Source organism: Arthrobacter sp. ES3-54, from assembly GCF_029504395.1.
Lineage (GTDB): Bacteria > Actinomycetota > Actinomycetes > Actinomycetales > Micrococcaceae > Arthrobacter.
In genome coordinates, this window is record NZ_JAQFIF010000002.1 from 525,650 (window position 1) to 550,813 (window position 25,164).

General features: G+C 68.4%; 23 protein-coding genes. 13 read left to right on the plus strand and 10 right to left on the minus strand.

Annotated features, from left to right (window positions below; translation table 11 throughout):
• Window positions 1-206: 206 nt before the first annotated feature.
• From M2428_RS05680 to ybaK, 3 genes are all read left to right on the plus strand, one after another.
• Window positions 207-1,124, plus strand: coding sequence for a sulfurtransferase (locus tag M2428_RS05680; RefSeq protein WP_277524479.1), 918 nt, complete (start codon window positions 207-209; stop codon window positions 1,122-1,124).
• Between the two features lie 94 nt (window positions 1,125-1,218).
• Window positions 1,219-1,692 carry a SufE family protein gene (locus M2428_RS05685; protein WP_277524480.1) on the plus strand — a complete coding sequence of 158 codons (474 nt, stop codon included), beginning with the start codon at window positions 1,219-1,221 and terminating at the stop codon, window positions 1,690-1,692.
• A gap of 25 nt (window positions 1,693-1,717) precedes the next feature.
• Window positions 1,718-2,215 carry a Cys-tRNA(Pro) deacylase gene (gene ybaK / locus M2428_RS05690; RefSeq protein ID WP_277524481.1) on the plus strand — a complete coding sequence of 166 codons (498 nt, stop codon included), beginning with the start codon at window positions 1,718-1,720 and terminating at the stop codon, window positions 2,213-2,215.
• A gap of 87 nt (window positions 2,216-2,302) precedes the next feature.
• Here the strand turns inward: ybaK and M2428_RS05695 are convergent, their stop codons facing one another.
• Window positions 2,303-3,616, minus strand: coding sequence for an alpha/beta fold hydrolase (locus M2428_RS05695; protein ID WP_277524482.1), 1,314 nt, complete (start codon window positions 3,614-3,616; stop codon window positions 2,303-2,305).
• A gap of 123 nt (window positions 3,617-3,739) precedes the next feature.
• Here M2428_RS05695 and M2428_RS05700 point away from each other — a divergent pair, with 123 nt between their 5' ends.
• The 9 genes from M2428_RS05700 to M2428_RS05740 all read left to right on the plus strand — a co-directional run bounded on the left by M2428_RS05700 (window position 3,740) and on the right by M2428_RS05740 (window position 14,153).
• Window positions 3,740-4,228: a hypothetical protein gene (locus M2428_RS05700; RefSeq protein WP_277524483.1), complete on the plus strand. Its 489-nt coding sequence runs from the start codon at window positions 3,740-3,742 to the stop codon at window positions 4,226-4,228.
• A 14-nt stretch (window positions 4,229-4,242) separates the two neighbouring features.
• A complete protein-coding gene (gene msrB / locus M2428_RS05705; protein ID WP_277524484.1) occupies window positions 4,243-4,755 on the plus strand; it encodes a peptide-methionine (R)-S-oxide reductase MsrB in 513 nt (170 codons plus the stop codon).
• Between the two features lie 157 nt (window positions 4,756-4,912).
• On the plus strand, window positions 4,913-6,328 hold the full coding sequence (locus tag M2428_RS05710; RefSeq protein WP_277524485.1) for a DUF6421 family protein: 1,416 nt from the start codon (window positions 4,913-4,915) through the stop codon (window positions 6,326-6,328).
• Entirely contained in the window at window positions 6,325-7,119 is a 795-nt protein-coding gene (locus M2428_RS05715) for an SDR family oxidoreductase (RefSeq protein ID WP_277524486.1), read from the plus strand. Before M2428_RS05710 ends, M2428_RS05715 begins: the two co-directional genes overlap by 4 nt.
• Before the next feature lie 119 nt (window positions 7,120-7,238).
• On the plus strand, window positions 7,239-8,327 hold the full coding sequence (locus M2428_RS05720) for a low specificity L-threonine aldolase (RefSeq protein ID WP_277524551.1): 1,089 nt from the start codon (window positions 7,239-7,241) through the stop codon (window positions 8,325-8,327).
• Between the two features lie 72 nt (window positions 8,328-8,399).
• Window positions 8,400-9,047, plus strand: coding sequence for a DUF3000 domain-containing protein (locus M2428_RS05725; protein WP_277524487.1), 648 nt, complete (start codon window positions 8,400-8,402; stop codon window positions 9,045-9,047).
• 61 nt (window positions 9,048-9,108) lie between these two features.
• Entirely contained in the window at window positions 9,109-10,467 is a 1,359-nt protein-coding gene (locus M2428_RS05730; protein WP_277524489.1) for an HRDC domain-containing protein, read from the plus strand.
• Window positions 10,468-10,614: 147 nt separating this feature from the next.
• Window positions 10,615-11,979 carry an acetyl-CoA C-acyltransferase gene (locus M2428_RS05735; RefSeq protein WP_277524490.1) on the plus strand — a complete coding sequence of 455 codons (1,365 nt, stop codon included), beginning with the start codon at window positions 10,615-10,617 and terminating at the stop codon, window positions 11,977-11,979.
• The gene (locus M2428_RS05740; protein ID WP_277524491.1) at window positions 11,976-14,153 is read left to right on the plus strand and encodes a 3-hydroxyacyl-CoA dehydrogenase NAD-binding domain-containing protein; all 2,178 of its coding nucleotides are present in this window, start codon (window positions 11,976-11,978) and stop codon (window positions 14,151-14,153) included. The genes M2428_RS05735 and M2428_RS05740 overlap by 4 nt, the downstream gene beginning before the upstream one ends.
• Window positions 14,154-14,385: 232 nt before the next feature.
• Here M2428_RS05740 and M2428_RS05745 read toward each other — a convergent pair whose 3' ends face one another.
• Window positions 14,386-15,039 (minus strand): TetR/AcrR family transcriptional regulator, encoded by a 654-nt coding sequence (locus tag M2428_RS05745; protein ID WP_277524492.1) that lies wholly within the window; start codon window positions 15,037-15,039, stop codon window positions 14,386-14,388.
• A gap of 62 nt (window positions 15,040-15,101) precedes the next feature.
• Between M2428_RS05745 and M2428_RS05750 the strand changes: the two genes are divergently transcribed.
• Window positions 15,102-16,442: a nucleotide disphospho-sugar-binding domain-containing protein gene (locus M2428_RS05750; protein ID WP_277524493.1), complete on the plus strand. Its 1,341-nt coding sequence runs from the start codon at window positions 15,102-15,104 to the stop codon at window positions 16,440-16,442.
• A gap of 17 nt (window positions 16,443-16,459) precedes the next feature.
• On the opposite strand, the gene M2428_RS05755 is transcribed toward M2428_RS05750, so the two are convergent.
• From M2428_RS05755 to dxs, 8 genes are all read right to left on the minus strand, one after another.
• Window positions 16,460-18,184: an ATP-binding cassette domain-containing protein gene (locus tag M2428_RS05755; RefSeq protein WP_277524494.1), complete on the minus strand. Its 1,725-nt coding sequence runs from the start codon at window positions 18,182-18,184 to the stop codon at window positions 16,460-16,462.
• Window positions 18,181-18,939, minus strand: a complete 759-nt coding sequence (locus M2428_RS05760; protein ID WP_277524495.1) for an energy-coupling factor transporter transmembrane component T — start codon at window positions 18,937-18,939, stop codon at window positions 18,181-18,183. Before M2428_RS05760 ends, M2428_RS05755 begins: the two co-directional genes overlap by 4 nt.
• 67 nt (window positions 18,940-19,006) lie before the next feature.
• Window positions 19,007-19,828, minus strand: a complete 822-nt coding sequence (locus tag M2428_RS05765; RefSeq protein ID WP_277524496.1) for an ECF transporter S component — start codon at window positions 19,826-19,828, stop codon at window positions 19,007-19,009.
• 133 nt (window positions 19,829-19,961) lie between these two features.
• A complete protein-coding gene (locus tag M2428_RS05770) occupies window positions 19,962-20,990 on the minus strand; it encodes a nucleoside hydrolase (protein ID WP_277524552.1) in 1,029 nt (342 codons plus the stop codon).
• A gap of 86 nt (window positions 20,991-21,076) precedes the next feature.
• Window positions 21,077-22,054, minus strand: coding sequence for an aldo/keto reductase (locus M2428_RS05775; RefSeq protein WP_277524497.1), 978 nt, complete (start codon window positions 22,052-22,054; stop codon window positions 21,077-21,079).
• An 83-nt stretch (window positions 22,055-22,137) separates the two neighbouring features.
• Window positions 22,138-22,356, minus strand: a complete 219-nt coding sequence (locus M2428_RS05780) for a hypothetical protein (protein WP_277524498.1) — start codon at window positions 22,354-22,356, stop codon at window positions 22,138-22,140.
• 67 nt (window positions 22,357-22,423) lie between these two features.
• On the minus strand, window positions 22,424-22,981 hold the full coding sequence (locus M2428_RS05785) for a hypothetical protein (RefSeq protein ID WP_277524499.1): 558 nt from the start codon (window positions 22,979-22,981) through the stop codon (window positions 22,424-22,426).
• Window positions 22,982-23,056: 75 nt separating this feature from the next.
• Window positions 23,057-25,030 carry a 1-deoxy-D-xylulose-5-phosphate synthase gene (gene dxs / locus M2428_RS05790; RefSeq protein ID WP_277524500.1) on the minus strand — a complete coding sequence of 658 codons (1,974 nt, stop codon included), beginning with the start codon at window positions 25,028-25,030 and terminating at the stop codon, window positions 23,057-23,059.
• Window positions 25,031-25,164: the final 134 nt, after the last annotated feature.

The following is a 25,164-nucleotide window of genomic DNA, read 5'->3' on the forward strand; positions in this document are numbered from 1 at the left end:
TCTTGTCCCCAGCAAGAATACCGGCAAAGCACGCCAGGCCCGCCTGCCCGCTTGCGGACCCGCGGCCGGCGTGAGAAAGACCACATTTCCCCGTGTGAACCCTGTGGAGCATTCCCGCCGGCCCGTGACTAGTGTTGTAACAGGCCCGGCGCCGCGCACGCTTTCCGCGCCCGGCCCCCTGACCGTTCCAGTGAAAGGCCATCGCAATGTCCTACCCCGTTGAAGAGAACGAGAAATTCGCCGCCTACGCCCACCCGGACCGTCTGGTGTCCACGGAATGGCTGGCCACGGCAATCGAGGAGGGGGCCCTCGACGGCGGCAACCTGGTGGTGGTGGAATCCGACGAAGACGTCCTGCTGTACGAGACCGGCCACATCCCCGGGGCCGTCAAAATCGACTGGCACACGGATCTGAACGACGAAGTGACCCGCGACTACATTTACGGCGAAGCCTTCGCCGCGCTGGCCGGCGCCAAGGGCATTTCCCGGGACAGCACCGTGGTGATTTACGGCGACAAGTCGAACTGGTGGGCCGCGTACGCCCTGTGGGTCTTCACGCTCTTCGGCCACGAGGACGTCCGGCTCCTGGACGGGGGCCGGGACAAGTGGATCGCGGAGGGCCGGGCGCTCTCCACCGAGACGACAGTCGCCTCCCCCGCTGACTACCCCGTCGTGGAGCGGACCGACACCCCGATCCGCGCCTTCAAGGATGACGTCCTGGCCCACTTCGGCAAGCCGCTGATCGACGTCCGTTCGACCGAGGAATACACGGGCCAGCGGACCCACATGCCCGCTTATCCGGAGGAGGGCGCGCTGCGCGGCGGCCACATCCCCACCGCGGCCTCCATCCCCTGGGCCCGCGCGGCGGCCGGTGACGGTACCTACCGGAACCGCGGCGAACTCGAGGCCCTGTACCTTGGCGAGGCCGGCCTGAAGGCAGGCGACGACGTCGTGGCGTACTGCCGGATCGGCGAGCGGTCCAGCCACACCTGGTTTGCCCTGAAGTACCTGCTCGGTTTCGAGACGGTCCGGAACTACGACGGATCCTGGACCGAATGGGGCAACGCCGTGCGCGTCCCGATCGTCAAGGGTGCCGAGCGCGGCGCGGTTCCGGCCGGCCGTTAGTGACGGGCTGCATGGACCGGAACCGTCAGCGACAGGGACGGCGACAGGGACAGCGACCGGGACACAATGGGCGCGCGTGCGTAAGCTGGGAATGATGAATACTTCAGCCCTCCCCGCCGCGCTGGCGGACATTGTCGATGATTTCCAGGCCCTGACCGAAGCAGAGCGCCTGCAGTTGCTGCTCGAGTTCTCGCAGGGACTGCCGGAACTTCCGGAGCGGCTCTTGGACCACCCGGAGCTGCTGGAGCAGGTAGTGGAATGCCAGACGCCGCTCTTCCTCGCCGTCGAGACGGAACAGACCGACGGCGGCGCGCCGGAACGCGTCCGGCTCTACTTCAAGGCACCCAGGGAGGCCCCGACCACCCGAGGCTTCGCCGGCGTGCTCCATGAAGGACTCGACGGGCTCAGCGCCGCGGAAATCCTGGCCGTCCCGGACGACATGCCCGATCTGCTGGGCCTCACCCGGGCCATCACTCCGCTGCGCATGCGCGGGATGACGGCCATGCTGGGCCGGATCAAGCGCAAAGTGGTCGCGTCCGGAACCCGGCCGTCGCCGGCGCAGTCCTGACCTCACGCCCGGACAGCCAGAGGACATGGCCCGCAAACACGTGTCGCAGGGAACTCCGGCCACCGCAGCACTTGCGGCCGCCGGGGTTCCCTTTGTCGCCCACCCCTACGCACATGACCCCGCGGCGGCCAGCTATGGCCTGGAAGCGGCGGAAGTGCTCGGCGTCGATCCCGCCCGGGTCTTCAAGACCCTGATGGTCGACGTCGACGGCAGGCTCGCCGTCGGCGTCGTGCCCGTGAGCGGAAGCCTGGACCTCAAGGCGATGGCCGCAGCCTTGGGCGGCAAGAAAGCAGAGATGGCCGACCCGGCGGCGGCGCAGCGACGGACCGGCTACGTGCTCGGGGGCATCTCACCGCTCGGGCAGCGCCAGTCCTCCCCCACGGTGGTGGATGACAGCGCCCTGGAGCTGGAAACCATCCTCATTTCGGGCGGACGGCGTGGCCTGGACATCGAGCTGGATCCTGCCGAGCTCATTCGGCTCACGGCTGCCCGCACCGCCAGGATCGGGACCCGGCGCGACTGACCGGTCTCAGACTACTGTCCCAGACGTGCTGTCCCTGTCGAGACGACAGATCACGGCAGTGTTCGCGCGAAACATTGCCGTGAACTGCTAGTTGGGTGTGGCGTTCCCAGCCGCCGGCTCCTGGTCGCCGGGGTTGGCACGCGGCGCCAGCTGCTGCCGGAGCCAGGCCGCGACCTGCCGCTCCCAGCGCTCCGGATCCACATTCCATTCCTTGGTGTGCAGGGCCCTGTCGAAGGGCTCGAACGTGACCATCTCCGGGTTCTTCTCGGCCAGCGCAGCGGACGGCCCAAAAGGCACGTATTCGTCGTCCACGCTGTGCACAATGAGGGTGGGCGTCCGCAGCTCCACGGCACGCGAAACCCAATCCATCGCCTTGAAGTCAACGGGGGCGGCCAGCCCGGTCAGCCGCCGGCCCAGGCGGTGGCTGAGCATCAGCTGGCCGTAGCGGCCCACGGACGACGGGATCCGGTTCAGCTCCGCATGGTGGGCCAGCACGTTGACCCAGCTGATCACCGGTGCGTCCAGGACCATTGCCCGGATCAGGTGGCGATGCCGGGACAGGTCAGCCGTCTGCAGGCAGATGGCGCCGCCCATCGACCAGCCGAACAGGACCACCTCGCGGGCGCCCTGTTCCAGGGCATAGCCGACCGCGGCCTCGACGTCGCGCCATTCGGTGGAGCCCAGACCGTAGCGCCCGTCGCTCGCCGACGGTGCCAGCCCGTCGTTTCGGTAGGAGATCAGCAGGCTGGACATGCCCAGTTCCCCGGCGGTCCGGAGGGCCCGCAAGCCCTCCTGCCGGGTGGCACCGCGCCCGTGCACCATGATCGCCCAGACGTCCGGGGCCAGATCCTCCGCCGCCGACGTGGCACGGACCAGCCAGGCCGGCGCGGTCCCGGCATCGACGTCGATCAGCACGTCCTCCACTGGAAGCCCCAGCGCGGCCGGATCCGGATAGGCCGCCCCGCTCCACCAGCCGCGCCGGGCGGTCGCAATGTCCCCGCTGTAGACGTGCTCAACCTCGCGCAGCACCGTGCGTTCGGCCGGCGAGTAGGACAGGATACGGCCGATCCGCGCATGGCCGCGGCCGCCGTCGAAGAAGAAACCGTAGACCCCGTCCACCGTGGAATCCGGGGTGGCGGCGAGAATGACCTGCAGCGCCCGCCCCTCCCGGATGACGGCCAGTACTTCCTGGTCCTCTGCGCGGAACCTGGCCGGGGTGATGACCCGGCGGGCGAAATAAAGCGCGAGGGCGGAGGACCCGGCGGCGAGCACGCCCGCAGCGGCGCTCCCGCCAATGATGCCGCCCAGCGCCCACTTGGCGCTTCCGGACGGGGCGGCGCCAGTCCCCGCCGCAACTGGGACTGTCCGGCGGTCAGGGCGGAGGCGCAAGGTGGATGCCATGGCACCATTCTTACTGAACCGCAGCCCAACCATTGCATTGCCGTGGCTAAGTCGGCATGAACACGCAAGGCTGCCGCGGGACACAACCATGCGGGGCAACACCAGCGCGACTAGGCTGGGGTCATGAGTGATCCAATCGTCATTTTGACAGAAGAGCCCCTCGGTGCGGATGACCGCGTCAACATTGAAACCCTGATTGCCGGCGGTGATGCCCCCGTGCTGGTCCTGGTGCCGGCCAACACCGAGCGGCACCTGGTGGTGGATTTCCTGGAGAACCTTTCCTTGCTTGAAATCGCCAAAGCCTTCCGTGAACTGACGGCACACTCCGACCCCGCCGTGGAGCGGGCCGAAGCCGCGGACACTCTGGCCGCCTCGCTGGCCGCACTGGCTGGATTGGGCGGCGGCGTCTCAGGCGAAGTCGTCGAGGGCAAGGCCGTGGACGGCCTGGTTGCCAAGGTCAAGGAACTCAGCGCCGGACAGGCTGTGGTCATCACGCGCCCGCACGCTGTTGCAGACACCTTCCACACCGACTGGGCCACCAAGGCACAGGACAAGCTGGGTCTGCCCGTCCTGCATCTCTACGCCGGTTCGGGATTTATCGGGGACTCCTGAGCGTTATTGAGGCTATGAGCATATTTAACAGGTCCAAATCCATGCCCTCGGCAGTCCCTGCCCCCGAGTCCGCCGCCACGCCGGAGCAGCCGGCGGGCGGACAGACGCCGGCCCAACAGCCGGTCGAAAAGGCCGATGCCCAGTGGCGCGAGGAACTGACCCCGGAAGAGTACCGCGTGCTCCGCCAGGCCGGCACCGAGCGGCCGTACACCGGCGAATACTGGGACACCCACACGCGGGGCGTCTACCAGTGCCGGGCCTGCGGCACCGAACTCTTCACCAGCAACGAAAAGTTCGACTCGCACTGCGGCTGGCCGTCCTTCTGGGCGCCTCTCGCCGAGGGCACCGTGCGCTACATCCACGACCGCACCATGGGCATGGACCGGGTGGAAGTCCGCTGCGGCACGTGCGATTCCCACCTGGGACACGTGTTCGACGGCGAGGGCTACGGCACCCCCACGGACCAGCGGTTCTGCATCAATTCGGTCTCCCTGAAGCTCGTTCCCGCGGACGACGCCGGGCAGTAGCCCGCAGCCCTTCCCCTGCTTCCGCTGGAACGGCTTTTCAGAATCACTTGCCACAGACTTTCTTATGCTCAAGGCAATTTTGCATTAGAGCATCTGTTTGCTTGCTACGCTCGGTTTAGATCCAGCGACACGCTCCACAGCAACCAGAAAGGCGACGATGACCACCACCGCCCTCACCGCCCCCGCCCCGATCACTGCCGGCAACCAGGAATGGCTGCGGCTCAAGGCTGCCGCCACGGCCCTGCAGGCCCTCCAGGTCAAGGACGGATCCGTGCCGGATGCCGAAGCCCACGAAACCGCGGCCGGCCACGTTGAAACCATCATCGCGGCGGTTACGGCCCTGGCCCCGTCCTTCCCGCACGACGCCCGTTACCTTGACCTGCTCGTCACCGACTTCGGCCGGTGGGCCGACGGCGGCTTTGGCGTCCCGGATTTCCTGGATTCACTGCAGGCCTTCCAGCCGCAGCAGCACCGGGTCAACGGACTCCAGCACCTCGTCGTGTTCCCGATGTACACCCAGAACGGCAGCAGCAGCCGCCTCGTCGAGGCCGTGCTGATCGAGGTCATCTGGCCCGAGTTCATCGGCGGCCTGGAAACGGGCGAATACTCCAACAAGCTGTTCGTCCCGATCCGTTTCCTCGACTTCACCCCGGGCTACAACACCAACTCCGCAGTCCTCTTCCCGGAGACCGTCGCTGTCCGCGAGACGCCGACGTTCACGTGGGGCGCGATCTTCGCCGACCGCGAGGCCGCCCGCTTCCGCCGCGTCCTGCGCGCCGCCGCCGAGATCACTTCCCTGCAGCTGCCCGAGGACGCCGCCGGGCTGCTGGAGGACCAGGAGCTGACGCAGGAAACATTCGTCATGTGGGACCTCATCCACGACCGCACCCACATGCGCGGGGACCTGCCCTTCGACCCGTTCATGATCAAGCAGCGCATGCCGTTCTTCCTGTACTCGCTGGAGGAACTGCGCTGCGACCTCACCGCCTTCCGCGAATCGGTGAAGATCGAGAAGGACGAGGACGCCGACCCGGAGGCACGCCGGCACGCCAAGCTGGTCCAGTACGCCGTGATCTTCGACCGGATCTTCCGCTTCGCCATCACCGGCACCCGCGTCCGCAACTACGACGGCCTCGGCGGCCAGCTGCTCTTCGCCTGGATGCACCAGCACCACGTCCTGCACTGGACCGACAGCAAACTCAGCATCGACTGGGACGAGGCTGCCGGCGTCGTGGTTGAACTCGGCGCCAAGATCGAGGAACTGTACTGGCGCTCGATCGACCGTCCCAAGATGGCCCACTGGCTCGCCGCCTACGAGCTCATCTCCGGCACGGTCACGCCCAACCCGGCCTCAGTCTGGGCCAAGGGCCCGGACGCCCTGCCCCTGGACGGCCCGCCCCGCGGCCTCACGGACCAGGTCCTCGACGACGAGTTCCCGCTCTCCATGTTCTACGAGGCGCTGGAGAAGAAGATGCGGCCCGTCATCGAATCCACCGCCGGCATCACGGGTTCCTCGGATACGGGCACGGTCACCGGCGGGGCCAGCGGCGTCCAGGCCCTGAACGCCGGATGAGCAACGGACGCACCTTGAACGTGCTGGTCACGGGCGGCAGCGGGCCGTCCGGGATCGCCACGGCGAAGGCCCTGCGGGACGCCGGCCACAGGGTCTTCACCGTCGGTTCTGATGCTGGCCGCATCGAGGCCGCCGCCGCCGAAGCCGGTGGCGGCGTCACCGCGCTTGTTTGCGACCTCGCGAACCTGGCGGACGTAAAGGCCTTGCGGGCGAGCGTTGCCGGCATGGCCGGAAACGTCGACGGCGTCATCCACTTAGTGGGCGGCTGGCGCGGTGCGAAAGGCATCACGGACCAGAGCGACGACGACTGGGACTTCCTGGAACGCAATGCCGTCACCACGTTGCGGAACGTCTCGAGGGTCTTCTTCGACGACCTCGCCGCGTCGGACGCCGGACGCTTTGCCATGGTGTCCTCCACGGCCGTGAGCGCCCCGACGGCGGGCGGGGCCAGCTACGCCGCGGCCAAGGCCGCCGCGGAAGCCTGGACGCTGGCGGTCGCTGACGGCTTCCGGCGGGCCCACGCCGCGACCGCCGGCGCCGGCACTGCCGCCGGCACAACCGAACAGGGAAGCGCGGAGCAGGAAAGCGCTCAGCAGGAAAAACCGGAGCTGGGCAGCGCCGCCGCCATCTTCGTGGTGAAGGCCCTCGTTGATGCGGGAATGCGGGCGAAGGCCCCGGAACGGTCGTTCCCGGGTTTCACGGACGTCGCCGACCTGGCGGCTGCCGCCGCCGGGCTCTTCAGCACCCCTGCCGGCGAGCTCAATGGCCAGCGGCTGCTGCTCAGCCGCTGAGCTGTCCCTGATACTGCGGCCCACACCCCCGGCTTCGCCGACTGGCTTAGCCGCCGGACTTAGCCCCCTGACTTAGCCGCTGGGGCCCGACCTCTTAGACTGAAAGCGTGAGCAAAACGATGACCAGCACAGTTGAAACTGTCCCTGCCAGCACCGCGGTGCGGCTCCACGATCCTTCCGTCCGCGGCTTCGCCTCGGACAACTATTCCGGCGTGCACCCGGAGGTTCTCGCGGCCCTGGCCGCCGCCAACGAAGGCCACCAGGTCTCTTACGGCGAGGACGACTACACCGCGCGCCTGCAGCAGCTGATGGAAGGGCACTTCGGTGAAGGCATCGAGTGCTTCCCGGTGTTCAACGGCACCGGCGCCAACGTCCTGTCCCTGCAGTCGCTGCTGCCGCGCTGGGGTGCCGTCATTTGCGCCTCCACCGCCCACATCAACATGGACGAGAACGGCGCACCGGAGCGGATCGGCGGCATCAAGCTGCTGCAGGTCCCTACCCATGACGGCAAGCTCACGCCTGCACTGATTGACCAGGAAGCCTGGGGCTGGGGCGATGAGCACCGCGCCCAGCCGCTGGCCGTATCCATCACCCAGACCACCGAGCTCGGTACCTGCTACACCCCGGACGAGGTCCGGGCCATCGCGGAGCATGTTCACGCAAAGGGCATGAAACTGCACATGGACGGCGCCCGGCTGGCCAACGCCGCCGCGCACCTGGGCGTCCCGCTGCGGGCCTTCACCCGCGACGCCGGCGTGGACATCCTCTCCTTCGGGGGAACCAAGAACGGCCTGCTGTTCGGCGAAGTTGTGGTCGCCTTGAACCCCGAAGCCGCCCACGGCCTGGTCTACCTGCGCAAGATGAACATGCAGCTGGCGTCCAAGATGCGGTTCATGTCCGCCCAGTTCATTGCCCTCCTCGAGGGTGACCTATGGCTGCGGTCGGCCTCGCACGCCAATGCCATGGCCGCCCGGCTGCGCGCCGGCGTCGAGGGCATCCCCGGCGTCGAACTGAGCCAGAAGACCGAGTCCAACGGCGTCTTCGCCGTCCTGCCTGCCGGTGTCGCGGACCGGCTGCGCAATTCCTTCCGCTTCTACGACTGGAACGAGGCGGCCCGCGAGGTCCGCTGGATGTGTTCCTTCGACACCACCGAGGAAGACGTTGATTCCTTTATTGCGGCCATCAAGCGCGAGCTCGCTGCCGCCTGAGCCCGGCACGGCTTCCCCTGCCCGGCGGCGAGCCTGCCGAGCAGGGGCCTGGCCGTTGCATAACCTTCCAAGGTGAGCTCCCTCGATCAGGTTCCGGCAGATTTCCTCTTCGCCTTGGGGACCCTTCGACAGGCACGCTGCCGCAGCGAGCTGCACCTGGACGAAATCCCGGCCCCGTCACGGCTGGCGCCGTTCGCGGTGGCCCTCGGGGCCGAGGTGATCGGACCGGGTGAGTCCCCCGCCGGCGGGGCGGTCCACGGCCCGGCCGCCGCTGCATTGGCACGGGCGTCCGGCAGTGACGACGTCGAACTGGCCACCGGCCGCTTTATTCTGCTCCACGATCCCGACGGCTCTGCCGTGTGGGACGGGGAGTTTCGGATCGTCACCTACATCCGTGCGCAGCTGGAGCCAGAGATGGGCAACGACGAACTCCTGGGGTCCGTTGCGTGGACATGGCTGGTCGAGGCGCTGGATAACCATCAGGCCCCGTACCGTTCCGCCGGCGGCACCGCCACCAGGGTGCTCTCGGAGAGCTTTGGAACACTGTCCGACCGGCCGAATTCAATCGACATTGAGCTCCGGGCCTCTTGGACCCCGGCCACCCCGGACATCACATCCCACCTGGAGGCGTGGTCGGACATGGTCTGCACCTTCGCGGGACTGCCGCCGTTGCCCGAGGGCGTGACACCCCTTCCCCGGCGCCCGCGCGGACACGCATGAGGCGCCTGTTCGGCCACGGTCACGGCATTAGGCGCCATGTTGTCGGTAAACTGTAGAGACCATGACCCCTCAGAATCCGGAAATCAGCACGGCCGGCGCCACTCGCAATACGGCCGAGGCTGCTGACACCACAGCCCACATCACCGTTGAAGGCTTTGACAGCCTGGTCCCTGAAGTGATCGACCTCGACGTTCCCCGCGACGGCGTGCCGCTGGTCATTGAAACCCAGTCCGGACTCGAACGCTGCGCCGCAGCCCTTGCAGCCGGCCACGGCCCTGCGGGCGTGGACGCGGAGCGGGCCTCAGGTTTCCGCTACGGCCAGCGCGCCTTCCTGGTCCAGATCCGGCGCGAAGGCTCCGGGACCTGGCTGATCGATCCAGAACCCTTCGGGGACCTGAGCATCATCAATGACGCATTGCGCGGCGTCGAATGGATCCTGCACGCCGCCAGCCAGGACCTGCCCTGCTTGTCCGAACTCGGCATGTGGCCGGACAAGCTCTTCGACACCGAGCTCGCCGCGCGCCTGGCCGGGCTGCCCCGGGTGGGCCTCGCCGCCGTCATCGAACAGCTCCTGGGCTTCGGCTTGGCGAAGGAACACTCCGCCGCCGATTGGTCCACCCGCCCCCTGCCGGAACCGTGGCTGCGCTATGCGGCGCTCGACGTCGAAGTCCTCACCGAACTGCGCGAGGAATTGATCGAACTCCTCGTGGCGGACGAAAAGCTGGAATACGCCGAGCAGGAATTTGCCGCCATCCTCGAGGCAGGACAGGCCCCGCCGCGCGTTGATCCGTGGCGCAAGACGTCCGGACTTCACCAGATCCGGGACCGCCGCCAACTGGCCGCAGTCCGGGAGTTGTGGCTAGAACGCGATTCCCTGGCCCAGAAGCGCGACGTCGCCCCCGGCCGGCTGATCCCCGACTCCGCGCTCGTCGCCGCCGCCAAGGCTATGCCCTCCACGGTCCCCCAACTCCTCGGCACCAAGGGCTTCCACGGCCGCGCCGCCCAACGCGAGGCGCCCCGCTGGCTGCGCTGCATCGGCATGGCCAGGGCACTCGAGGACCTGCCGCCCCTGCACCTGGCCACCAACGCTCCCCCGCCGCCGCGCGTCTGGGCGGACCGGGACCCGGAGGCAGCCGCCAGACTCGCCACCGCCCGTCCGAAACTCCAGGCCAGGGCCGAGGAACTGAACCTGCCGGTGGAAAACCTGCTGACTCCGGACTACCTTCGGCGGGTCGCGTGGCGTCCGCCGGCAGAGCTCAGCGAGGAAGGCGTGGCCGAGGAACTGGCGAACCTCGGGGCGCGCCAGTGGCAGATCGAAATTACTGCCCCGCTCATTACCCAGGCCTTCCTGCACCCCGCGCCGCTGCCCGCGAAGGAGCCCAAGGCCCCCGCCGAGGCGCCAACGGGTTCCACGGTCTAGCAGGTCTCTCCCGGGCCTCCCCTCTCCTCCTTGCCAGCTATGTTACTGGCGAGTAACATTATTCGTGATGTCGTTCGGATCCCACCTGCCTGTGGCAAGCCCTGCCACTGCCGGTTCCGGCAACCATGTCTCAATGAGGAGAAGCACGTGAGCCCAGCCCACAGCACCAGCAGCGCGAGTCCCCGCACCGCGGGGCCCCGCGCCGTCCGCGACGTCGTCTTTGTCGACGGCGTCCGCACCCCCTTCGGCCGCGCGGGCGAAAAAGGCATCTACGCCGGCACCCGCGCCGACGACCTCGTGGTCAAGTGCATCCGCGAACTGATGCGCCGCAATCCCTCGCTTCCTGCCGACCGGATCGACGAGGTCGCGATCGCTGCCACCACCCAGACCGGCGACCAGGGCCTGACGATCGGCCGCACCGCCGCGCTCCTGGCCGGACTCCCCCGGACCGTGCCCGGCTTCGCGATCGACCGCATGTGCGCCGGCGCCATGACCGCTGTGACCACGACGGCGAGCGGCATCGGCTTCGGTGCATACGACGTCGTGATCGCCGGCGGCGTGGAACACATGGGGAACCACCCGATGGGCGGCGGCGCAGACCCCAACCCGCGCTTCATGTCCGAACGGATCGTGGACCCTGCCGCCCTCAACATGGGCAACACGGCCGAGAACCTGCACGACCGCTTCCCGGCCATCACCAAGGATCGCACCGACGCCTACGCCGTCGCCTCGCAGGACAAGCTCGCCGCCGCCTACGCCAACGGCCAGATCCAGCCCGACCTCGTCCCCGTCGCCACAATGAAGCCGGGCCAGGGCTGGACCGTCAACACCGTGGACGAACCCCCGCGCCCCGGAACCTCACTCGGGGACCTGGCCGCCCTCAAGACCCCGTTCCGCGCCCACGGCCGGGTCACGGCGGGCAACGCCGCCGGCCTGAACGATGGCGCAACGGCCGCCCTGCTGGCCTCCGCCGAGGCCGCCGAGGAACTCGGACTGCCGGTCAGGATGCGCCTGGTCTCCTACGCCTTTGCCGGCGTGGAGCCCGAGGTCATGGGCATCGGCCCGCTCCCGGCGACCGAGAAGGCCCTGAAGAACGCCGGACTCGGCATCGGGGACATCGGCCTCTTCGAAATCAACGAGGCCTTCGCCGTCCAGGTCCTCAGCTTCCTTGACCACTTCGGGATCGCCGACGACGACCCGCGCGTCAACCGCTACGGCGGCGCGATCGCCGTCGGGCACCCCCTGGCGTCCTCGGGGGTCCGGCTGATGAACCAGCTGGCCCGGCAGTTCGAGGAGGACCCCTCGGCCCGTTTCGGCATGACCACGATGTGCATCGGCCTGGGCATGGGGGCCACCGTAATCTGGGAGAACCCGCATCACGCGGGCTACGGCACCGAAACACCCACAGAAGCACCCGGCACAGAAGCACCCGGCACTGAAACACACGGCACCGAAACACACGGCACCGACGCCCGCCAGACCACGACCACCGAGACTGGAGCAACAGCATGAGCGCCGCTGATTTCCGCAAGCTTGCCGATCTCTTCCCGAACGAGACGGTCACCCACTCCTATGTACAGGACATCGAGCTGCCGGCCGTCGACGGCAAAAGCCCCGGCACCTTCGCACTGGTCACCCTCGACAACGGCCTGGACCACTCCAAGCCCACCACGCTCGGACCCAACACCCTGATCGAGCTCGGCACTGTCCTGGAAGGGCTGAAGGAACGCGCCGCCCGCGGCGAGATTGCCGGCGTCGGCGTCACCGGCAAGCCGTACTTCCTCGTGGCCGGTGCCGACCTGTCCACGGTCAAGTCGGTCAGCGGACGCGAGCAGGGGCTGTGGATGGCCCAGCTCGGCCACGACGTCTACTCCACCCTGGCCAACCTGGGTGTGCCCAGCTTCGCGTTCATCAACGGCCTGGCCCTGGGCGGCGGCCTGGAGATCGCGCTGCAGTCCACTTACCGTACGGTCTCCACCGGCGCCGGCGCGCTGGCCCTTCCCGAGGCCTTCATCGGGCTTATCCCGGGCTGGGGCGGGGTCTACATCCTGCCGCGGCTGATCGGGCCGGAGAACGCCCTCAAGGTCATGATCGAAAACCCGCTGACCAACAACCGCACCCTCACCGGGCCGCAGGCCTACGAACTCGGCATGGCGGACGCGATGTTTGAGCCGGCCGACTTTGTGGAACAGTCCCTGGCGTGGGCCGCGAAGGTCATTGCCGGCGCCGTGGCGCCGGAGCGGGCGAACGCCGTGGATCCGTCCGCTCCGGAGGTCGCCGCACGCTGGGCGGCCGCCGTCGCCAAGGGCCGGGAGTTTGTGGAGGCCAAGACCTCCAACGCCTCGCCGGCACCGGCCAAGGTCCTCGAAGTCATGGACGCCAACCGCACCCTGACCCAGGCGCAATCCGCCGAGCTCGAATGCGAGACGCTGGCTGACCTCATGCAGACCGACGAGTTCCGCTCCACCGTCTACGCCTTCCTGGACCTCGTGCAGCGGCGCGCCAAGCGTCCCGCCGGCGCCCCGGACCGCAAGCTCGCCCGCCCGGTGACGAAGATCGGCGTCGTGGGCGCCGGGCTGATGGCGAGCCAACTGGCCCTGCTCTTCGCCCGCCAACTCCAGGTTCCGGTGGTGCTGACGGACATTGACCATGCCCGCGTGGACAAGGGTGTGGGCTACGTCCACGCCGAGGTAGACAAGCTCCTGGCCAAGGGGCGGATCAGCCCCGACGCCGCCAACCGCACCCGCGCGCTCGTCACGGGATCTGTTGCCAAGGAGGCCTTCGCCGACGCCGACTTCGTCATCGAGGCGGTCTTCGAGGAACTCAACGTCAAGAAGCAGGTCTTCAAGGAAGTCGAGGCCATTGTCTCGGCAGAGTGCATCCTCGCGACCAACACCTCTTCGCTGTCCGTTACGGCGATGGCGGAGGACCTGGAGCACCCGGAGCGCCTGGTCGGCTTCCACTTCTTCAACCCGGTGGCCGTGATGCCGCTGCTGGAGATCGTGCGCGCGCCGAAGACCGACGACTCCGTGCTGGCCACCGCGTTCGAGCTCGCCAAGGGGCTCAAGAAGTCTGCCGTGCTGGTCAAGGACGCCCCGGCGTTCGTGGTCAACCGCGTCCTGCTGCGCCTCATGGGTGAAGTCACCGCGGCCTTCGACGAGGGCACGCCCGCCGACGTGGCGGATAACGCGCTGCGACCGATGGGCCTGCCCATGACCCCCTTCGTGCTCGGTGCCATGGTGGGCCTGCCCGTGGCCCAGCACGTCCAGGAATCGCTGCACGCGGCGTTCGGGGACCGCTTCAAGGTCTCGAAGAACCTGCAGGCGCTGATCGACAACGGAGTGACGTCCATCTGGGCCGCGCAAAATGGGACACCGACGCCAAGCCCGGACGGCAAGCCATTTGTCCCGGCCGAAACCCTGGCGCTGATGTCCTTCGGCAGCACACCGTCCACCGGCGAGGAGGTGCTGCGCCGGACGCAGGACGCGCTGGCGGAGGAAATCGGTCTCATGCTCGAGGAGGGCGTTGTAGCCGGCCCCGAGGACATCGACCTCTGCATGATCCTCGGCGCGGGCTGGCCGATGTTCCTGGGCGGCATTACCCCGTACCTGGACCGGGTAGGCGCCTCGGAGCGGGTCAACGGGAAGAAATTCCTGGCACCAGGCGTGGCGTCCGAACCGGCCTAAATCGTGCCTGCGGCCTCTCGCCGGCCCGCACAGGCGGAGGCCCGCCTACCGGCCCTGTGGCGCCGCCGCCTGGACCTTGGTCCAGGCGGCGGCGCCGCTTTCGTTGGTGCCGCGCGTGTTCAAGCCGCGCGTGCCTGTGCCGCGCGTTCTCGTGCCGCCTGATTGTGCCGCGCGTGTTCAGGGCGCGTTCTCGTGCCGCCTGATTGTGCCGTGTGTCAGTCAGGCACGGCGATCACTTTCCGGGCGCCAGCGCCGCCTCGAGGACCACCCGCTGCAGCCACGCGAGGTAGCGCTGCGGCGTCCACCCGGCCTGCACCACGAGGTGCTCATATTGGTGCGGGGAAGTCAGGAGCCACAGCGTCAGGGCCACCTCTTCCAGCGGAACATCCGATCGCAGCCCGCCGCGCTGCTGCAGCAATCCGGCGACCTTCAGGAAGTCCGTCCGGATACGCTCCTGCAAGTCGGCATGCGCCGAGGCGATCTCAGGGTCGCCTTGCGCCGCTGCCGCCATGGCCTGCCACAACCGCCCAATCCTGCCGTTGAGTTCCGCCGCGAAGGAGGCCAGGCCAAGCAGTCCGGCCCGGGCGTCCTCCTGGGCCAGCACGGCTTGTGCCTCCGGCACTTCAAGGATGGACCGCCCGCCTTCCTCACCGGCTGACGCTGTTTCCAGGGCAGCCAGCAGCAGCCGCTTCTTGGGCCCGTGGGCCTGGACCGTTTCAACGGACACACCGGCGTCGGCCGCGATGGCACTGAGTGTCGTGCCTGTGAAGCCCTTCGCCGCAAAGCAGCGGCCGGCCGACTCGAGCACGCGTTGGCGCGTGGCGTAGGCCTGCTCTTCGCGCAATGCGGACCGGTAGCGCCTCGGGCGGGAAGTTTCCATTGCCATATTGACTACTGTCTCACAGTAATGAAAACTGATGCAACGCACTCATCCAATAAGGAGACACAATGGCATCGGTACTCGTCTGCTCCAGCCCTTTGGTCGGCCATGTCACACCGATGCTTGCGGTCGCCGCCGGCCTCGTTGAACACGGGCACGATGTCCGATTCCTCACCGGCAAGCGCTTCGAACGCCAGGTGTCCCGGACCGGCGCCTCGTTCATCCCACTGCCCCCGGAAGCAGATTTCGATGACACCAGCCTGGATGCCGCCTTCCCGGGCCGCGTTGGCCTGAAGGGGCCAAAGGGGATCCGCTTCGATATCCAAGAGATCTTCATGCGCCCGGGGAAGGCCCAATACGAGGCGATCCTGGCGGCATCGGCGGAACGCCGCGTCGATGCCGTCCTGGCCGAATCATTGTTCATGGGTGCCGCGCTGCTGCTGGCCGGGCCGGCCGGCGACCGCCCGGCGGTCATCAACTGCGGAATTGTTCCGCTCAGCCTCGCCAGCCGGGACACCGCCCCGTACGGGCTGGGCATCGGGCCGATGCCGGGGTTGCCCGGCCGGGTGCGGAATTGGGCCATGCAGGCCCTGACCGAAAAAGTGGTCTTCGGGCCGGTGCAGAAGTACGCCGATGCCGTCTCCCGGGATGTCACCGGTTCCCCCTTCCCGACCTTCTTCATGGAGTGGCCGCGCGCCGCGGACCATATCGCCCAGTTCACCGTTGCGGACTTTGAATACCCGCGCTCCGACCTCCCGGGGACGGTCCACTTTGTGGGCCCGGTGTCCCAGGGCGGGAAGAGCACCAGAGACGCGACGGGCAGTGCCGGCGGGACGCCAGAGGCCGAGCTTCCGGCGTGGTGGGCCGACCTCGACGCCGGCCGGCCCGTTGTCCATGTCACCCAAGGCACCGTGGCCAACAGAGATTTTGATGACCTGGTCCGCCCCACCATCGAAGGCCTGGCGCAGGACGACGTCCTGGTGGTGGTCACCACCGGCGGCCGCCCGGTGGACGCGCTCTCCGGCCCGCTGCCCGAGAACGTCCGCGTCGCCTCCTACCTGCCGTACGACGAGCTGCTCCCCAAGACCGACGTCCTGGTTAGCAACGGCGGATACGGCGGGGTGCAGTTCGCGCTGCGCCACGGCGTGCCGCTCGTCGTAGCTGGCCAGACAGAGGAGAAGGCCGAAGTGTCCGCCCGCGTGGCCTGGTCCGGCACCGGTATCAACCTCCGTACCAACCGGGCCACGCCAGAGGCCGTCGCCAAGGCTGTCCGCACCGTCCTGTCCAACAGCTCCTACCGGGAAGCAAGCGGCCGGATCGGCACCGCGATACGCGCCTCCCGCGGCGTCGATGAGCTGGCGGACCTTGTGGCGGGCGTGTGCAGCGATCGCTCCCTCGAGCGGGAGTAGCGGAAACCCCGCCGGAGTCAGATCCTGCTCAGTTGGCCGTCCTTGAGTTCCAGGACCCGGTGCGCGTTCATCCGGGCGTAGGCCAGGTCATGAGTGACCATGACGACGGCGGTGCCCGTTGCGGCGGCTCGGACGACGGCGGACTGCAGCGCTGCGAGGCCGTGCTGGTCCAGCCCCACGGTGGGCTCGTCCAAAGCCAACACTGCCGGTTCGCGGGCCAGGACCGTGGCCAGGGCGAGCAGGCGTTGCCGGGAAGCAGAGAGATCGGCTGGGTGGGCCGCCTCCGTGCCGGACAGTCCCACGGCGGCCAACGCCGCCCGGGCCTTGCCCTCGGCTTCGGCTTTCCCGAACAGCTGCCGGAGGCCGAACGCGGCTTCCCGCAGGACAGTCCGTTCGAACAGCTGGTCCCGGGGGTGCTGGAATAACAGACCTATGGAGGCCGCGACGGTGCCCACCGGCACGCCGGCAATGCTGCGCCCGCAGACCCGCACGTCCCCCTCCGACGGCCGGAGCAGTCCGTTGAAGTGGCGCAGCAGTGTCGATTTGCCGGCGCCGTTGGGCCCGGTCACGGCGATGATCTCGCCCGGGTTCACGGCCAAGTCCACGTCCCGGAGGACCCGGGCCTGCGCGGGGACGCCTCGCCGCCGCGCGTCCGCGCCGTAGCCGAACCCAACCCCGCGCAATTCCAGCGACCCCGGCCCGGGGCCGGGCGCCGGGACAGGAACCGGACCGGGACTCCGGGCTCCGGCGGCAGGGTTGGGTCCAACAACACTGGTTCGGATTGCACTGGGTCGGATTGCACTGGGTCGGATTGCACTGGGTCGGATTGCACTGGGTCGGATTGAACTGGGCCCAACAACACTCGGCCCAACAACGCCGGGGCCAGTTGCCGCAGGGCTAACATCACCCGGCCCAACAACCCCGGGGCCGCGTATCCCAATCACACCGGCGCGCTGCAGCTCGGCCGAGCCGGCCAGCTGCGCCGGCGTTCCCGCGGCGGTGACCGTCCCGCCGTCGAGTCCTGTCCCGCGCACTGTCCTGCCGCCGTCGAGCACTATCCAGTGTGTGGCTTCGGCGGCGAGGCCGTCCGCCGCCTGGCTCAGCAGGACGACCCCGGTCCCGGCGCCGCGGAGGCTGCGGATCAGATCCTCAACCTGGGCGGCTCCAGCCGCGTCCAGGGATGCCAGCGGCTCATCCAGGATGAGTATGTCCGGTTCCGTGATGACGGCACAGCCCATGGCGAGCCGGCGCAGCTCTCCTCCGGAGAGCGTGGCCGGATCCCGGTCCAGTAGGTCCGAGAGTCCCGTGCGCGCGGCGGTGCGCTCCACCGCGCGGAGCATGTCATCCCGCGGCGTCGCACGGTTCTCCAATCCGAACGCGAGCTCTTCGGCGACGGTGGCGCGTACGGAGGAGAGCATCGCGGCCGCGTCCTGCGGGACGAAGGCTACCCGCCGCGACCATTCGGCGGGGTTGATCCGGGGATCGTCGGGCGCACCGCGGAATTCCAGCAAAGTGTCGCCGAGCTCCAGGCTACCGCGGAATTCTCCCGCGTGACCGGCCCAGAGCCAGCCGGCCATGAGTTTGCCCAGCGTGGATTTTCCGCTTCCGGAGCCGCCCAGGACGGCGGTCAGGGAGCCGGGCGCGACCGAGACCGTTGCACCGCTCAGCACCGGGGTGTTCTCGCCGTGGAACGTGAAGGCCTCGATCCGGATCTGCAGCGCCGTCCGGGTGGTCGCCGTCATGACGGCACTCCCACAGGCCAGGAGGCCACAATCCGCCAGACGACGGCGGCCGCTGCGAACAGCAGGGCGGCTGCCCGGAAGCGCCGCTGGGCGGGCGGGTCGGCGACTTCGCGGTAACTGGTGCGGGGCCCCCGGCTGCCGAAGCCGCGAGCGTCGAGCGCCTGGGCGCGGCTGCCGGCGTCGTCGATCAGGGCCAAGACCAGAGGCACCATCTGCAGGCGGAGGGCGCCGAGCCGGGACAGCAGGCCGCGCCGGACCACCATCCCGCGCGTTTCCTGGGCCTGCCGGATCCGGTCCAGGCGGACCGCGACGGCGGGCACGAGGGTGAGGGTGGAGGCCAGGACGAAGCCGAACTGCGGCGGGATCCTGCGCCCGGCGAGGGCGGAGACGAGGTCGGGAACGCTGACAGTGAAGGAAAAGAGCAGGAATACCAGGACGCAGGCGGTGTTCCGCGTTCCGAGCTCCAGCGCGAAGCCAAGGCCCTCGGCCGTGACCCTGGCCGGCCCCCACTGGGCCAGCACGGTCTGGCCTTCGGGGAAGAACAAGCCGTGCAGTACCAGCAGGGACAGGCACAGGGGCGCCAGGATTACCGCCGCGGCAGGCAGGACACGCCCCGCAACTCCACGGCGCACCGCGAGGAACACCGCGGCGAGTGCCACGGCGACAGACAGCGGCGAGTATGCAGCCGCCGTCGTTACGACGGCGGCGCAGGCGGCGGCGGTCAGCGCGGTGAAGGGGTGGAGAGGCGGTCTCATGTCATAGTCGCGGTGTCCGAGTGTCACTGCCGCAAGCTCGTCACAACAGTCACAGCAGTCAGAGGGGTCAGGCGTCCGGCGCTGCCGGTGCCTTGCCGGCGAGCACCCGGTAGCGCCGCACGAAGGGGAACTGGAAGGTGGTGCGGCGGGGCAGTGCGTAGGCGAGCAGCGCCGCGATCGCGAAGACGATCGCTTTGTCCATGGGATCGGAAATCAGTGCCTGCTTGGTGATAGCGGCCAAGAGCGTGTCCCCCATGGCACGGAAGGCGCTGACGATCGCCCCGGTGCCCAGGCCTGATGTGCCGCCAAAGACGAACGCGGCGATCGGGGCGGAGACGACGCCGGCCAGGATGCCGGTGACGAAGCCCGCGATGGGGGCGAAGTAGAAGCGGCGGAACAGGCCGCCGCGGGCGGCCATGCCGGCGAGGAACCCGATCAGGGCAGCACCGGCGGCGAAGGGCAGGACGGTGGGGTTGAAGAAGGACCAGACGATGCTGCTGAGCGCGCCCGTGGCGGCACCGGCGGCGGGCCCGGCGAGAACGGCGATCAGCACGGTGCCAATCGCGTCGATGTAGAACGGCAGGCCCGTGCCGCCCATCAGCTGTCCGAGGACCACGTTCAGGACCAGCGCCACGGGGATGAGGACCACGGTGGAAGTGGGGAGAACGGGCAGGACGGCCACAATCAGCAGCACCGCGCCGAGCAGGAAGCCGCCGAGGGCCACGAGGGCCGAGAAACTGGCCGGGCCGTTAGCAATGTCAGCGGGCTGGGTGAGCACCAGGAAGATGTACGTGGCGGCGATGGCGGCGGCGCCTGCGATTTCGAGCAGGCGGCGCCTGCGGCCGGCCGCCTGTCCAGGGGCAGTGATCGTGAGGGCTGGCTGTGACATGAGGGTTGATCCTTTGACTGGGTGCAACAAGTTCCGCCTCATGTCACCTCGGCGCAGCTACCATCCTAGCGAGCAGCTACCCTTTCTGGCGATCTGCGGACCCGCCCGGGAACTCCCTGCGTCCGGCCCGGCGTCAGGGCGTCGAGGACCCGTGGCCCACAGCGCGGGCGAGGGCGCCGACCGAGGAAATCAGTTCGTCAAAGCAGTGCTCGGGGTTGTTGTCCGAGACAATCCTTGCGTTCGGCGCCAGCCCCCACAGCCCGCGGAAGTCGGCCACCGTGGTGCCCATCAGCAGCGGGGAGTCCGTTTCGACGTCGACCGTGGCCAGCCGGGTGGTGAACGGTGTGCGTCCCGCGGCAGCGCAGGCCGCGAAGGCGTCATGCACGTGCGCCACATAGCCCTGGTCGTAGAGCCGGTGAAACTCCATATAGAAGCGCAGGGCGTCGGAGAGGCAGGCGACGAGGGGGTTGCCCGACTGGCTGCGCTGGCCTTCGGGCTGCTCCGGGAGGACGAGTTCCGGCTCCGGCGCGCCCGCGGCCTCGCCGAGACGGCGCAGGTGCTCCGGGTGCATCTCGATCCGCTCGGTCATTTCCAGGGCGCACAGCACCGGCAGTTTGTCCTCTGGCATCCCCCGGTAGGCGGCAAACACTTCCTTGGCGGCATGCGGGTCCACAGAGGTATTCCATTCGGCGGTCGGGGTCGTATTGCCCTGGTAATAGAAGCTGCCGCCCATGATGACGAGTCCCTTGAGCAGCCGGGGCAGCTCCGGCTCGCGGCGCAGGGCCAGCGCGAAATTGGTCAGCGGACCGGTGACTAGCCCGGTAATCTCCCCAGGGTGCGCCCGGACCTCCTCCACCCAGACGTCGACGGCGTGCCGCGCCGAGATCTGCTGGTGCGGCGGCGGCAACTCGGCGTAGCCGATCCCCTGCGGCCCGTGGGTCTCCTCGGTAGTGACCAGCGGGATCTCCAGCGGGACCTCGGCGCCAATGGCCACCTCGATGCCCTCGCGGCCGCACAGCTGAAGCAAGGCCAGGTTGTTCAGCGCCACCTGCCGGGCCCCGATGTTCCCGGCAGTGCACGTGATTGCCTGGAGGTGCACCTCGGGCCGGGACAGCAGGTAGACCAGCGCCAGGGCATCGTCGATCCCGGTGTCAACGTCCATCAGGATCGAATGTGTGACGGCCGGGCCGGCCGCGGGGGCGCCCACAGCCGGATCGTTCAGGGCCGAATCGTTCAGGGCCGGATCGTTCAGAACAATGCCACCTTGGGCGTGCGCGGGAAGAGATCGTTCAGCTCGGCGAGGTCGGCGGGGCTGGGGATCCAGGCCACGGCAGCGGCATTCTGGCGCACCTGCTCCGGCGTGGTGGCACCGGCGATGACGCTGCTGACGGACGGCTGGGCGGCAAGCCAGGAGAACGCCACCTGGACTTCGTTGAGCCCCCGTGCGGCGGCGAACTTACCGAAGGCACCCAACTGCTCCCAGTCGGCGTCGTGGACCAGGTTGGTACGGGTGTGGCTGAGCCGGGATCCCTCAGGGGCTTGGCCGGCCGAGTATTTGCCGGTCAGCAGGCCGTTGGCGAGCGGGAAGTACGGCAGGACGCCCAGGCCGTAGGCCTCGGCCGCCGGAGTCACCTCGAGCTCGGCGCGCCGGTCCAGCAGGTTGTAGTGGTTCTGGCTGGAGATGAAGCGGGCTCCCCCGCGGGCGCGGGCCACGTACTCGGCGTCGGCGATCTGCCAGCCGGCCCGGTTGGAGTGGCCGATGTAGCGGACCTTGCCGCTGGTGACGAGGTCGTCGAGGGCCGAGAGCGTCTCGTCGATGGGCGTGAGCGGGTCCGGGGTGTGGAACTGGTAGAGGTCGATCCAGTCCGTGCCGAGGCGGCGCAGCGAGGCTTCCGCGGCCTTGATGATGTAGCGGCGGGATCCGCGCGCCCCGAAGTCCTCGCCATTGGCGCCGCGCATGTCCATGCCGAACTTCGTGCCGATGACGGCGTCGTCCCGGCGGGCGCCCAGGGCCCTGCCGAGCATGGTCTCGCTGAGGCCCGGCTCCCGGCCGTAGGTGTCCGCGACGTCAAAGAAGGTGATCCCGGCGTCGAGGGCCGCATGGACGACGGCGTCGGTGCCTTCCTGCGATTCAGTCACGGTCCCGGAACGGCCCAGGTTGTTGCACCCAAGTCCCACAACCGAGACGGACAGTCCGGAATTTCCTACGCGGCGGTATTCAGTCATGGATTTAGCCTATATCGCCCCCGCGGACGTCCCGTCCAAGCCTGCGTGGGTGTCCCGTTCAAGCCTGCCCCGGGGCACTGCAGCTACCCTGCGGGCAGTTCCAGCCCGTGCTCGTCCATGGCGTCCTGGAGTTGCGCCATGGTGCGCGGGCAGACGCCCGGCATTCCGGCAACCCGGCGCCGGCCAAGCTGCACGAGGTGTTCGAGGGTTTCGACCCCCGCGTGTGCAAGCGACTTGCGCGCGGGCGCCGCCAGTCCTGCGGGAAGTGGAGTGCTGCCTGGTCGAGAGGATTTTCGCGTCACTGCGTTGCCTTCCAGTCGGATTCCCCAAACTGATGTGAGCCGCCCCCCGGCTCCTTGCCGGTGTTGCCTAGAGCGTGAAGCTGTTGGCCGGTTTCGATGAGTGCTTGAGCTTAAAAGTGTCCTCGCCAAACGGCGCTGCGCCAATGCTCAGCTTGGTAAAGTCCAGGTCCTCGCCGCGGATGCAGACCTTGATGGCGCTGACCGTCTTGTTGACGTCCGGGGTGAGGCAGAAGATATTGAGCTTGGAGTCGGAAAACTCGCTGCGGTCCACAATCCCCAGGCCACGCCAGGCGAGGTGACTGATCAGGGCGTCCTTGGCTTTTTCCTCGAGGTACCGGTCCCGGCTGGTCCCGTCCTTGGTCTTCAGCGCATACTGGGCCACCACCCAGAACTGTTCCTGCTCGGGGATTTCAGCGTAACCGTCCTCGGCGCACTGCACCGCGAACGCGTCCATGAGGCGCTCCGCGGCTTCAGCGTTTTCGACGTCGGTCTCGTCGGTGGTGCTCTGGTGTCCGACGACGCCGTGGTTCATCACGAACTGGCTGTAGTCCTCATCAAACCAGGCCTCCCTAAACTGCAGGGTGCCCTCTTCGTCGCGCTTGTAAACCCGGATAATTCCACTCATATGCCAGTTCCTTCCTGGGCCGTCCGGCGCCCAAAGAGCGGCGCAGTACGGGGTAGTGCTCAACAGATGTGCTGGCTACAGCAGCGGCAGGCTGCCGGTGCTGGGGTGTTCCTGGCCGGGCAAGGGGCGCGCAAACGGCACCTTGGTGCCCAGAACCTGGGCGACGACGTCGTGGGTGACCTGCTGTGCGGTCAGTCCGACGCGTTCGAGCACCTGGTTGCGGGTGCCGTGATCGAGGAACTCCACCGGGAGGCCGACCTCGTTGAGGGCGGTGTCCACGCCGGCGGCCCGCATCTCCTGGCGGATCCGGGAGCCGACGCCGCCGGCCCGCACACCGTCCTCGATGCAGATGACCAAGCGGTGGCGTGCGGCGAGATCGATGATGGACCGCCGGACCGGGAGGACCCAGCGGGGATCCACCACCGTGGAACTGATGCCTTGGGCACCGAGCCGGTTGGAGACGTCCAGCGCGAGTTCGGACATGGCGCCCACGCTGACGATCAGGACGTCGTTCTCGCTGGAGCCCGCGGGTCGGCGGGCCAGCACGTCCACGCCGTCGTCGAGGCGTTCGACCGCCTCAACTTCGGCACCGACGCTGCCCTTGGAGTAGCGGATCACGCTGGGGGCGCCTTCGATGGCCACAGCCTCGCGCAGTTCTTCCCGCAGCCGGGTGGCGTCGCGCGGTGCCGCGAGGTGCAGCCCGGGGACGATCTGGACCATGGCCATGTCCCACATGCCGTGGTGGCTGGCGCCGTCGGGTCCGGTGACGCCCGCCCGGTCTAGCACGATCGTGACGCCGGCTTTGTGCAGGGCCACATCCATCAGCAACTGGTCGAAGGCACGGTTCAGGAACGTCGCGTAGACCGCGACCACCGGGTGCAGTCCCCCGAACGCCATGCCGGCAGCCGAGGTGAGGGCGTGCTGCTCGGCGATGCCGACGTCGAACACGCGCTCCGGGTGCCGGGCGGCGAACTTGTGCAGCCCCACCGGAATCAGCATGGCCCCGGTGATGCCGACGATGTCCTTGCGTTCGTCGGCGATGTCGGCGATCTCGTCGGCGAACACGGCGGTCCAGGATTTGGCGCCGCCGGCCTCGGTGGGTGCGCCGGTCTCCGGATCGATGATCCCGACGGCGTGGAACTGGTCCGCCTCATGGGCGCGGGCCGGGGCGTAGCCGTGGCCCTTTTCCGTCATGGCGTGCACGATCACCGGGCCGGCGTAGTTCCTGGCCGTGGAGAGTGCGTTTTCCATGGCCTGGAGGTCATGGCCGTCGACGGGACCGATGTACTTCATGCCGAGGTCCTCGAACATGCCCTGAGGGGCCCACCAGTCCTTGATGCCCCTCTTCATGGCGTGCAGGCTCTTGTAAGTGAACCGGCCCGCATGGCCGCCGTTCTGCAGTTTGCGCTTCCACCATTCGAGCGTGCCCTCGTAGGAGGGGGCGGCGCGGAGGGAATCGATCGTGGGTCGCAGGGACGCGAGGTAGTCGGCGAACCCGCCGACGGTGGCGGCGTAAGAGCGGCCGTTGTCGTTGACCACAATCACGACGCGGCGCTTCTTGTCCGCCGCGATGTTGTTGATGGCTTCCCAGGCCATGCCGCCGGTCAGGGCGCCGTCGCCCACCACGGCGACGACGAAGCGGTCGCCGTCGCCGGTCAGCTGCCGGGCACGGGAGATGCCGTCGGCCCAGGACAGCGACGAGGACGCGTGAGAGCTTTCGACGATGTCGTGCTCGGATTCGCCGCGGTCGGGGTAGCCGGACAGGCCGCCCTGCTGGCGGAGGGTGCTGAAGTCCTGCCGTCCGGTGAGGAGCTTGTGCACGTAGGACTGGTGCCCTGTGTCGAAGACGATGCTGTCGCGGGGGGAATCGAAGATCCGGTGCACCGCGATGGTGAGTTCGACGACGCCGAGGTTAGGGCCCAGGTGTCCTCCCGTCTGGGAGACGTTGCCGATCAGGAAATCCCTGACCTCGGCTGCCAGCTGATCCAGCTGCGCCCCTGACAACTTACTCAGGTCCTGCGGATTCCGGATGGTGTCCAAGATTCCCAACGGCCCCTCCTTCGGGTGGTAGACATCCTTTTAACTCTAACGCCTCCGGGCGGGCAGCCGCGCCGGAGCCCTGCGCCGGTCCCCGCCCCGACCCGGGACCGGTCCCGGACCCTGCGCCGGTCCCCCCGCCCCGT